Source organism: Sphingomonas sp. ASV193, assembly GCF_040203355.1.
GTDB lineage: Bacteria > Pseudomonadota > Alphaproteobacteria > Sphingomonadales > Sphingomonadaceae > Sphingomicrobium.
Map to the genome: position 1 here is coordinate 305,343 of NZ_JBEHBW010000003.1, position 10,034 is coordinate 315,376.

Here is a 10,034-nt window from a genome sequence, read left to right on the forward strand (position 1 = left end):
CACGGCAAAGCGCCGCTTGACAGCGATGTAACGCTAAGGTTACCAGTAACCTAGAGGTTACATCAGGGGACCGCGCATGACCGAATCGACATTATCAGCCCAGGCTGAGCGACTAAGTCGCCGACGGGCGCGGATGCTGCCGGTGCTTGCGATTTTCTATCTTGCCCAACAGGCCGCCTATTTCAGCCAAACCGAAACCGGGCGCCCAGTCGATCATGTCCGGGTCGGCGCGTGGGTAATGATGTCGGCGGTGCTGCTTTTGGCGCTTGTCACCGGCGGCTTCTGGCTCCGATCGCGTGAAGTGCGGGCGATGCTGGACGACGAATCCACCCGGGCCCATCGCGCCTCGGCGATCGGCACCGGCTTTCTGTTTGCGATGGCAGTCGGCATCGGACTTTACCCGTTCGTTTCCGTTCTCGACATCAGCGCCCAGGAGGCCATCCATCTCATCGTCTCGTTCGGCATCGCCGCCGCCCTGATCCGCTTTGGCATGCTCGAAAGGCGCGCGGCCCAATGAGCTACCGCAAGCTTCCCCGCTTCGATACGCCGACCGCCGAGGATGTCCAGCGCAGTCGCCGCACGCTGATCTGGATTATGCCGCTGGTGATTATCCAGCAGGGCTTCGCCATCTTCGGTGCGTCGGACCCTTTTTCCGGCACGGTTTCGATGCTTGCGTGGGCGGCCGTCTCGCTCACCATCCTCAGCATGCTGATCGGGATGCGTTACCGCTGGCTCAGCGATCGGGACAATGCGCTGCTCAACGACGAGTGGCACCGGGAAACGTCGGCCGACGCGATGCGGTGGGGCGTGATCGCGCTGGTCGTGATCGGGATCGGGCTTGCCGGCCTTCATCGGTGGCGCCCGCTGGACGCTGGCGTGGCGGTCTATGCGCTGGTCAACAGCGTGCTGCTCATCGCGTCCGTTCGCTATGCCTGGCTCAATCGCCGCGAGCCCGACGAGGATGAATGACCGGCTGGCTAACCGGATCAAGGAGCGGCGGACTGAGCTTGGGCTGACCCAGGCCGAGCTGGCCGAGCGGTGCGGGGTGACGCGCAAGACCGTCAACACGGTCGAGAACGGGGTCTTCGTGCCCTCGGCGCTGCTCGCGCTGAAGCTCTCCGAGGCGCTCAGCGTTGGGCCGGCGGACCTGTTCTGGATCGAGCGGGGCTGAGCGCGCCGACGGTTTCCACGAGGTTGCCGAGCGCGGCGTTGACGTCGATCAGGTGCATCCCCCAGCCGGGCAGGAAGAAGCCCATTACGCCGACCTCGCCGCCGACTCGGTCGGTGCGCTTGTCGTTCGGGTCCGCGTTGGTGCGGACCGACAGATAGCCACGCGGACCGTCGTTGACGCAGCGGGCGGAGAGCAGGCCCGAGACGCTCAGATATTCCGCCGGGGGCGCTCCGGCACTCGACCAGCTGATCGGGCCGCCGGGAACCGGGTAGCGCCAGCTCGTATCGAAGATGCTGTCGAGCGGCTCCCACTCGGTCGAGCCGGGGCGCGCGGGGTTGGTGCAGCCGACCGTCATCCCCGGCTTGTCGGCGATGCCGAACAGCGCGCCCTCGGGCGGCACGTTGCGCTCGCGATAGCTGGTCCAGGTCAGGATGCAGCCAGTCTCGCCCGGCCGCCCGCACAGCGGGATCGACCGGAAGGTGCCGCCGACCAGCCGCCCCTGCGGCACCATCACGTTGAAGCCGGGGACGATCGCCAGCCGCAGCTGCTTCTGCACCGGCTTGCCGTCGATGTCGGCCGCCATCAGCCGGTCGAGCATCAGCGAGCCCTGGCTGTGCCCGATCAGCACGAACGGGCGGCCGTGGTTGTCGTGGTCGAGATAGTAGCGGAACGCCGCGCGGACGTCGCCGAGCGCGAGCAGCGCGGGCTCGGTCACGTCGAGCCCGATCGCGGCGGCGGCGACCGCGTTGGTGGTCATCTGCCGGTAGAGCGGGACATAGGTCCGGCAGACGCCCGAAAAGCGCGCGAACTGCGCCTCGACCGAGGCGATTTCCTCATATTTCGACGGGGCGAGGTCGCTGTTCATCCCCGGATCGTTCGACACCGTCGGGTAGACGATGAAGCAGTCAATCCCCGTATCGGCCTTCGCCACGGCGGATAGGCGGACCGGGCCATAGTCGTTCGGGTTGAGCGCGGCGGTCGGCTGCGGGGTCGAGCAGGTGTCGGCGCGGCCGGGGCGGCAGATCCAGCTCGACGCCTTCGAATAGTCGACGGGCTGGGCGCTGAGCGCGGCGGGGAGGGCGGCCAACGCCCCGACGCTGGCCGCGATCGGCAATAGGAAACGCGTCACTCAGCTCTCCGGATCGAACAATCCATTCTGGCTGCCCGAAGGCGGGTCGAGGCCGAGGTGGGTCCAGCCGCGCCCGTTCAGGCAGCGCCCTCGTGCGGTGCGGGCGATGAGGCCAAGCTGAATGAGATAGGGCTCGATCACTTCCTCGATCGTGTCGCGCGGCTCGCTGAGCCCCGCCGCCAGCGTTTCGATCCCGACCGGGCCGCCGTTGTAGAGCTCGGCGATCATGGTGAGGTAGCGCCGGTCCATCGCGTCGAGCCCGAGCCCGTCGATCTCGAGCCGGTGGAGCGCGCGGTCGGCGGTGGCGGCATCGATTTCGCTCGCCCCGGCGGCATGGGCGAAGTCGCGCACCCGGCGGAGCAGCCGCCCGGCGATGCGCGGGGTGCCGCGGCTGCGCCGGGCGATCTCGCGCCCGCCGTCCTCGGTCACCGGCGCGCCGAGCAGGCGGGCGGCGCGCGCGACGACCTGCTCGAGCTCGGCGACGGTGTAAAAGTTGAGCCGGACCGGGATTCCGAAGCGGTCGCGCAGCGGGGTGGTCAGGAGCCCCTGCCGCGTCGTCGCGCCGACCAGCGTGAACTTGGGCAGGTCGATGCGGACACTGCGTGCCGACGGCCCCTCGCCGATCATCAGGTCGAGCGCGCGATCCTCCATCGCCGGGTAGAGCACTTCCTCGACCGCCGGGTTGAGCCGGTGGATTTCGTCGATGAACAGGACGTCGCCGTCCTCGAGGTTGGTGAGCAGCGCGGCGAGATCGCCCGACTTGGCGATCACCGGGCCGCTGGTGGCGCGAAAGCCGACCCCCATCTCGCGCGCGAGGATCCCCGCGAGCGTGGTTTTGCCGAGCCCCGGCGGCCCGAAGAACAGCACATGGTCGAGCGCCTCGCCGCGCGCCTTGGCGGCGGCGACGAAGATGCGAAGGTTCTCGCGCGCGCCCTGCTGCCCGACGAATTCGTCGAGGCTCTTGGGCCGAAGCGCGGCGTCGGCGTCTTCCGACGTGCGTTCGGGGGTGGTGAGGCGGGCTGGGTCGGTGGCCATCGCCGCGACCTTATCGAACCCCCGCGCCGAGGGAAGCGTTTTGCACGCCGGTCAGGCCAGAAAGCCGGCGATCCGGTCGAGCCCGAGATCGATCGACAGGAAGCCCGCCAGCCCCATCGCCACCCCGAACGCGCCGAACGCCCAGGTGACGAACAGCAGCCACGGCAGCTCGATGAGCGCGGTCACCGCCGCGACCGAGATGGCGGTGGTGATCGCCGCGTCGGCAAGGTCGAACTGGTCGTGGCGCTGGTCGAGCCGGTCGTAATCCTCCTGCGCGGCGGTCGCCTGCCGGGCGAGCCGAGGCTCCTCGGCGGCATATTTGGCGACGTCCTTCGTGTCGGCGGCGACCAGTTTAGCGCTTCGCGCCGGGTCGGTGCTGAGCGCGGCGATCTCGTCGGCCGAAGCCTGCGACAGGTGGCGCTTGGTCTTGGTCGCCTGATATTCGTTCCACAGGTCGATCGCCTGCGCCTGGTCGCGGCTCATGTCCTTGGTGATGTTCCGGTCCTTGATCCCCGCGAAGGCCATGAACACCGATAGCAGGACGACGGTGATCGCGATCCGGCGATTGAGGGCCTTGTCCTTGGCCTCGGCGCTGACTTCGAGTTCCATGCGCCGCGCGGTGCGACCGCGATGCTGTCGCGCCGATGAACGGTCAGTCGTGCTCGATGTCGCCGACGATCTCGATCCACGGATGCTTGCGATTCTCGTAGACCGAGACGGTCGGCGCGAAGGCGAATGGATCGTCGAAACAGCCGAGCGGGATCGCGACCGTGCCCGGCGAATGGTCGGAGACGAAATAGACGGTCGAGCCGCAGGTTGGGCAGAAATGGAAGTCGGTGCCGTTGCCGCTCGGCCCGGTAAAATGCCAGATGTTCGAGGCGCCGTGTGTCGTGACGTCCGCGGCGTCGAACCGCACCTGCGCGTTCATCGGCGAGCCGGTCCGGCGTTGGCAATCGAGGCAATGGCAGGTCGAGATGCGGACCGGGGTCCCGCTGGCGTCGGCGCGAAGCTGGCCGCAGCGGCAGGCGGCGGAATGAGGAGGATCGGTGGCAGTCAATTGGTGATCAATTCGTTCGAGTTGATGTTGTAGCCCGCCAGCGTCGAATGACTGCCGTTGATCCTGAAGACGAATTGCTCCTTCGCCGTGCCGCGTTCGAATTGCGCGTTGCGGTTCAAGGTCAGGAAATGTCCATTCGTCGTGCTGTTGTCGTTCCATCCGACGGTCTTGCCGCTCTCGAAGTTTCCGAGTTTGCGATGGATCGCGTCGAGGAGCTTTCTCATCGCGTCCGTTGTGGTCGACGCTTTCATTTCGGCATCTGACGAAGCGTAGATCTGATCGAATTTGCCCGCGTTCAAGGCGGCATGGAACGCCTCGACACCCTTCTCGCCGGCGGCCATATCGGCCCTCGGCGAGCAAGCCGCCACGAATAACAGGGACGCCGTCAAAAGAGCTTTTCTCATTTCCATCTCCTATTTCGCCGCCTTCCTGAGCGCCAGCCGGACGAGCGCGTCGAGGCCGGCGCCGTCGCCGAGTTCCTCGACCGCCGCCGCGACCGCCGCGCTCGCCTCGGCGGGCTTGAAGCCGAGGTTGGCGAGCGCGGAGAGCGCATCGTGCGCGGCGCCGCCGCGGGGCGCGGGGGCGCCGGCGGTCCCGGCGAGCGCGGGGCTGCCGAGCTTGCCCGCGAGCTCGTTGACGATCCGCTGCGCCAGCTTGGGGCCGACCCCGTTGGCGCGCGCCACCATCGCCTTGTCGCCGCGCGAGACGGCGGCGGCAAGCTCGGCCGGGTCGAGCACGCCGAGGATCGCCAGCGCGACCCGCCCGCCGACCCCCTGAACGCCGGTCAGCGCGCGAAAAGCCTCGCGCTCGCCGGCGGTACCGAAGCCGAACAGCATCCACCCGTCCTCGCGCACCTGCAGTTCGGTCAGCAGCGTCACTCCCCCCCCGGCGGGGCCGAGCGCGTCGAGCGTACGCGCCGACAGCTGAACGAGGTAGCCGACCCCGCCGACATCGACGATGGCGTGGTCGGCGGCGGTTTCGATGAGGGTTCCGGCGAGGCGCGCGATCATGCCGTAAAGTCTTGGGGCCGAGCGCGACCCGGTGCAAGCGCTCTTGCGCGCGGCCGCCGCGTCGGGAACAAGCCGGGCGATGCGGGCGCACAGCTTCGATCGGCATGGCGCGCGACGCTGGTTCTGGGCCCTGCTCGCGATCGCCGCGCTGCTTCGCGCCCTCGCGTTCAACCCATGGTCAGCGCACCATCCCGACGAGCTGTTCCAATATGTCGAGCAGGCTTACCGGATCGTGTTCGGCGACGGCATCGTGCCGTGGGAATATCGCTTCAGGATCCGCAACATGGCGATGCCGTGGCTGCTTGCCGGACCGATGGCGCTGGGCAGGGCGATCGATCCGGGCGGGATCGCCTACCTCGTCCTGCCGCGCGCGCTGATCGCGGGAATCGGGCTGGTCCCGGTGGTCGCGGCGTGGCGGATCGGGCGGCGTCATTCGCCGCGGCACGCGATCGTCGCGATGGCGGCGATGGCGGTGTGGACCGAAAGCGTGATGTTTTCGGTCCAGACGCTGAGCGAAATTGTCGCGGTGGCGGCGTTCCTGGCGGGCGCAGCGCTGTTTCGACGCGACGCGACGCGCTGGCGGATCGCGGCGGTCGGCGCGCTCATGACGGCCGCCTGCGTGTTCCGTTTCCAGTCGGGCCCGGCGCTGCTGGCATGGGCGCTCGTCGCGGCGGGCCGCGACCGGCGGGCGTGGGGCTGGCTGGCGGCGGGGGCGATACCGGTGATCGCGACTGGCGGACTGTTTGATCTGTCCGGTGGGCAAATTCCCTACACTTGGATTTGGCGGAACTATCAGTTCAACATCGTCGCGGGGCGGATGAAAGAAATTGGGGGCGTTAGCCCTTGGACTTACCTGCTGACCTGGCCTCAGGCGTGGGGAATTCCTTCACTTCTAGTAATCTTTCTAGCGATTAAGGGTTGGCGACGTGAACCAGCGCTGGTCATCGCGGCACTGGCAAACCTCGTGCTTCATCAATTTGTCGGGCACAAAGAGCAGCGCTACCTGCTGCTGACCACCCAGCCGCTGCTCATCGTCGCCGCGCTCGGATCGGTCGACCTAATGCGGCGCTGGACCCTCGTTCGGCTCGTCGCGGCGTGGGCCGCCGCGTCGGCGAGCCTGTGGCTGATCCCCTATTACTGGGTCGATTTTCGCGAAAACGGCGCGCGGACGCGGTTGGCGCGCGCGGTCATCGCCGACCCGGCGGTGTGCGGGCTGGTCATTCCCGGCGAGGAATATTTCTATTTCGGACGCGCGATGGTGCAATCGTCCAAGCCGATCTACCTCCTGCCGACGGGCGGCCCGCCGGTCACCTTCGACCGGCCCCACCCCCCGCGGCCCGCCGCGCCGCTTCGCGCGGCCAATGCCATGCTCGACTATGCGATCGAGGGGCCGCCCGCTGCGCCCTGGGTCGCCGGGCGCTGCGTCGGGAACGACGACCACCGTCTCTGCGCCTATCGTCGGCCGGGCGGCTGCGACGCGATCGGGCAGGCGCGGCCGCACCTGTTCCAGGAACAGCTCGACAGCCGCGGGATGTGAGGTTCAGCCCCCGCGCCGTGCGCTGGCGAGGTGATGCGCGTGGGTGATGGCGATGGCGAGCGCGTCGGCGGCGTCGGGGCCGGCGATCGCCGCGCCGGGGAGCAGCAGCTGGACCATCGCGTGGACCTGCACTTTTTCCGCCGCTCCGGTGCCGACCACCGCCTTCTTGACCAGCCGCGCGGCATATTCGGTCGGGTCGAGGCCGGCGCGCGCGGCGATCATCAGCACCACCCCGCGCGCCTGCGCCAGCTTGAGCGTCGACTGGGCGTTCTTGTTGACGAACACTTCCTCGACCGCCGCGGCATCGGCGGGACGGTCGGCCAGCAGCGCCTCGAGCTGGGTCGCGAGGTGCGACAGGCGCGCCGGGAGAGGCTCGGTGGTCGCGGTCTTCAGCTGGCCGTTGGCGATGTGCGACAGGCGATTGCCCTCGGCGCGGATCAGCCCCCAGCCCGTGCTGCTGAGCGAAGGGTCGAGGCCGAGAATGATCATCGGCGCGGGGTCAGCCGAGCTTCTCCAGCTCCTCGTCGGAGATGTCGTAATTGCCCCACACGGTCTGGACGTCGTCGTCGTCCTCGAGCGTGTCGACCAGCTTCATCAGCGTCGCGACGTCGTCGCCCGCGACCGAGACCTCGAGCCCCGGCTTCCACGCCAGCTTGACCGCCTCGGCCTCGCCGAGCGCGCCCTCGAGGCTCTTCGCGACGTCGTGCATGCCCTCGACCGGGGTCCAGATGCGGTGGCCGCCCTCGTCGCTCTCGACATCGTCGGCGCCGGCCTCGATCGCCGCTTCCATCACCTTGTCCTCGTCGCCCGCGCTGGCCGGATATTCGATCAGCCCGAGCCTCTCGAAGCCGTGGCTAACGCTTCCCGACGCGCCGAGGTTGCCGCCGTTCTTGCTGAACGCGGTGCGGATGTTGGTGGCGGTGCGGTTGCGGTTGTCGGTCAGCGCCTCGACGATCAGCGCGACCCCGCCGGGGCCGTAGCCCTCGTAGCGGACCTCCTCGTAATTCGCCATGTCGCCCATCGACGCCTTGTCGATCGAGCGCTGGATATTGTCCTTGGGCATCGACTGCGCCTTGGCGGCGAGCACCGCGGCGCGAAGCCGCGGATTCATGTCCGGATCGGGCAACCCCATCTTCGCCGCGACGGTGATTTCGCGGCTGAGCTTGGAGAACATCGCCGAGCGCTTCTTGTCCTGCGCGCCCTTGCGATACATGATGTTCTTATATTTGGAATGGCCGGCCATCGCCGAGCTCCTTAGGAAATGCCGAGGGCGTTGCGGTAGGTTTCGAGCAGCGCGTCCATCTCGTCGCGCGCGTTCTTTTCCATCTTGCGAAGCCGGACAATCGATCGCATCGTCTTGGTGTCGTAGCCGTTGGCCTTGGCCTCGGCATAGACGTCCTTCACATCGTCGGCGATGCCCTTCTTTTCCTCCTCGAGCCGCTCGATGCGCTCAATGAACAGGCGCAGCTGGTCGGCCGACACATTACCGTCACTCATGGGGGTCCTTGCTCCGATTCCCTGGGTTGGCCGCTCGATAGGCGAGGGCGCCCCGGCGCTCAACCCGGTTGAACCCACTGGCCCAAGCGACTAGGCCAGCCCACTTCCCGCCCCGGTTACGTAAGGAAAACATGTCGATCGCGATGAGCCCCCGCGGCCGTAAGGTCAAAGTGCTGGCGACGCTCGGTCCCGCCTCCTCGACCCCGGCGATGATCGAGACGCTGATGACCGTCGGCGCCGACGCCTTCCGCATCAACATGAGCCACGGCACCCAGGCCGAAAAGGCCAAGCTGGTCGAGGCGATCCGCGGGCTCGAGAAGAAGCTGGGTCGGCCGACCACGATCGTGTTCGACCTGCAGGGGCCGAAGCTTCGCGTCGGCGATTTCGAGGGCGGCAGCGCGATGCTGAAGGAAGGGCAGAAGTTCGTCCTCGACCGCGATCCCGCGCTCGGCAGCGACAAGCGGGTCGAGCTTCCGCATCCCGAGCTGTTCGACACGCTGTCGGCCGGCGACCGGCTGCTGATCGACGACGGCAAGGTGCGGCTGAAGGCGACCAAGGTCACGCCCGAGCGGATCGAGGCCGAGGTGATGGTCGGCGGCAAGGTCAGCAACCACAAGGGCGTCAACGTCCCCGACGTGGTGGTGCCGATCCCGGCGCTGACCGAAAAGGACCGCGACGACCTCGCCTTCGCGCTGTCGCAGCATACCGACTATGTCGCGCTGTCGTTCGTCCAGCGGCCCGAGGACGTCGCCGAGGCCAAGAAGCTGGTCGGCGACAGGGCCGGGGTGATGGCCAAGATCGAAAAGCCGCAGGCGATCGAGCGGTTGGGCGAAATCCTCGAGCTGGCCGACGCGGTGATGGTCGCGCGCGGCGACCTCGGCGTCGAGCTACCGCCCGAGAGCGTGCCGCCGCTGCAGAACCGGATCGTCGCCGCCGCGCGGCAGGCGGGCAAGCCGGTAGTGGTCGCGACCCAGATGCTCGAATCGATGATCGTGTCGCCGACTCCGACCCGCGCCGAGGTCAGCGACGTCGCCACCGCCATCTACGACGGCGCCGACGCGGTGATGCTGTCGGCCGAAAGCGCGGCGGGCGCCTACCCGGTCGAATCGGTCACGATGATGGACCGGATCGCCGTGTCGGTCGAAACCGACCCGGCCTTCTACGGCCGGATCCACTTTACCGAGACTCCCCCGCAGGCGACTACCGCCGACGCGCTGGCGCGCTCGGCGCGCGACATCGTGCGGACGGTCAACGCGGTGGCGATGGCCTGCTACACCGCGTCGGGCTCGACCGCGCGGCGGATCGCGCGCGAGCGGCCGCGAGTCCCGATCATGGCGATGACCAGCAGCATCAAGGCGGCGCGGCGGCTGGGACTCCAGTGGGGGGTCTACGCGGTCCACACCCGCGACGTCGGAAGCTTCGAGGAAATGGTCGGCAAGGCGCGGCGGATGGCGCTCCGCCACCACCTCGCCGGGGCGGGCGATAGGGTCGTGATCATGGCCGGCGTGCCGTTCAAGACCAGCGGCTCGACCAACGTCATCCATATCGTCCGGCTCGACGGCGACGAGCTCGAAACCTACCTCAACGAGGGCTGATCG

Annotated in this window: 14 protein-coding genes; 5 read left to right on the forward strand and 9 right to left on the reverse strand. The window is 68.1% G+C overall.

The window, feature by feature from the left end; genetic code table 11:
- Positions 1-76 precede the first annotated feature (76 nt).
- From ABDK56_RS07770 to ABDK56_RS07780, 3 genes are read left to right on the forward strand one after another with little or no spacing between them, the layout of a single operon-like run.
- On the forward strand, positions 77-517 hold the full coding sequence (locus ABDK56_RS07770; protein ID WP_349807660.1) for a hypothetical protein: 441 nt from the start codon (positions 77-79) through the stop codon (positions 515-517).
- Positions 514-969, forward strand: coding sequence for a hypothetical protein (locus tag ABDK56_RS07775; protein WP_349807661.1), 456 nt, complete (start codon positions 514-516; stop codon positions 967-969). The genes ABDK56_RS07770 and ABDK56_RS07775 overlap by 4 nt, the downstream gene beginning before the upstream one ends.
- Positions 962-1,171, forward strand: a complete 210-nt coding sequence (locus ABDK56_RS07780; RefSeq protein ID WP_349807662.1) for a helix-turn-helix transcriptional regulator — start codon at positions 962-964, stop codon at positions 1,169-1,171. Before ABDK56_RS07775 ends, ABDK56_RS07780 begins: the two co-directional genes overlap by 8 nt.
- Here the strand turns inward: ABDK56_RS07780 and ABDK56_RS07785 are convergent.
- From ABDK56_RS07785 to ruvA, 6 genes are read right to left on the reverse strand one after another with little or no spacing between them, the layout of a single operon-like run.
- Complete coding sequence (locus ABDK56_RS07785; RefSeq protein ID WP_349807663.1) at positions 1,128-2,300, reverse strand: DUF3089 domain-containing protein; 1,173 nt, start codon at positions 2,298-2,300, stop codon at positions 1,128-1,130. The two genes, ABDK56_RS07780 and ABDK56_RS07785, sit on opposite strands and share 44 nt — an antisense overlap.
- Positions 2,301-3,335, reverse strand: a complete 1,035-nt coding sequence (ruvB, locus tag ABDK56_RS07790) for a Holliday junction branch migration DNA helicase RuvB (protein ID WP_349807664.1) — start codon at positions 3,333-3,335, stop codon at positions 2,301-2,303.
- Positions 3,336-3,386: 51 nt separating this feature from the next.
- The gene (locus tag ABDK56_RS07795) at positions 3,387-3,944 is read right to left on the reverse strand and encodes a DUF4337 domain-containing protein (protein ID WP_349807665.1); all 558 of its coding nucleotides are present in this window, start codon (positions 3,942-3,944) and stop codon (positions 3,387-3,389) included.
- A 43-nt stretch (positions 3,945-3,987) separates the two neighbouring features.
- Entirely contained in the window at positions 3,988-4,392 is a 405-nt protein-coding gene (locus ABDK56_RS07800) for a GFA family protein (protein ID WP_349807667.1), read from the reverse strand.
- Positions 4,389-4,796: a DUF3887 domain-containing protein gene (locus ABDK56_RS07805; protein WP_349807669.1), complete on the reverse strand. Its 408-nt coding sequence runs from the start codon at positions 4,794-4,796 to the stop codon at positions 4,389-4,391. Before ABDK56_RS07805 ends, ABDK56_RS07800 begins: the two co-directional genes overlap by 4 nt.
- Before the next feature lie 9 nt (positions 4,797-4,805).
- A complete protein-coding gene (ruvA, locus tag ABDK56_RS07810) occupies positions 4,806-5,402 on the reverse strand; it encodes a Holliday junction branch migration protein RuvA (RefSeq protein WP_349807670.1) in 597 nt (198 codons plus the stop codon).
- A gap of 79 nt (positions 5,403-5,481) precedes the next feature.
- Here ruvA and ABDK56_RS07815 point away from each other — a divergent pair, with 79 nt between their 5' ends.
- Positions 5,482-6,939 (forward strand): glycosyltransferase family protein, encoded by a 1,458-nt coding sequence (locus ABDK56_RS07815; RefSeq protein ID WP_349807671.1) that lies wholly within the window; start codon positions 5,482-5,484, stop codon positions 6,937-6,939.
- 3 nt (positions 6,940-6,942) lie between these two features.
- Here the strand turns inward: ABDK56_RS07815 and ruvC are convergent, their stop codons facing one another.
- Genes ruvC through ABDK56_RS07830 form a run of 3 tightly spaced genes read right to left on the reverse strand, consistent with a single transcriptional unit; the run spans position 6,943 to position 8,436 of the window.
- The gene (gene ruvC / locus ABDK56_RS07820; protein ID WP_349807672.1) at positions 6,943-7,428 is read right to left on the reverse strand and encodes a crossover junction endodeoxyribonuclease RuvC; all 486 of its coding nucleotides are present in this window, start codon (positions 7,426-7,428) and stop codon (positions 6,943-6,945) included.
- 10 nt (positions 7,429-7,438) lie between these two features.
- Positions 7,439-8,182, reverse strand: a complete 744-nt coding sequence (locus ABDK56_RS07825; RefSeq protein WP_349807673.1) for a YebC/PmpR family DNA-binding transcriptional regulator — start codon at positions 8,180-8,182, stop codon at positions 7,439-7,441.
- An 11-nt stretch (positions 8,183-8,193) separates the two neighbouring features.
- Positions 8,194-8,436, reverse strand: coding sequence for a DUF2312 domain-containing protein (locus tag ABDK56_RS07830; RefSeq protein ID WP_349807674.1), 243 nt, complete (start codon positions 8,434-8,436; stop codon positions 8,194-8,196).
- A gap of 131 nt (positions 8,437-8,567) precedes the next feature.
- Here ABDK56_RS07830 and pyk point away from each other — a divergent pair, with 131 nt between their 5' ends.
- Positions 8,568-10,031 (forward strand): pyruvate kinase, encoded by a 1,464-nt coding sequence (gene pyk / locus ABDK56_RS07835; protein WP_349807675.1) that lies wholly within the window; start codon positions 8,568-8,570, stop codon positions 10,029-10,031.
- The last annotated feature ends 3 nt before the right edge of the window (positions 10,032-10,034 follow it).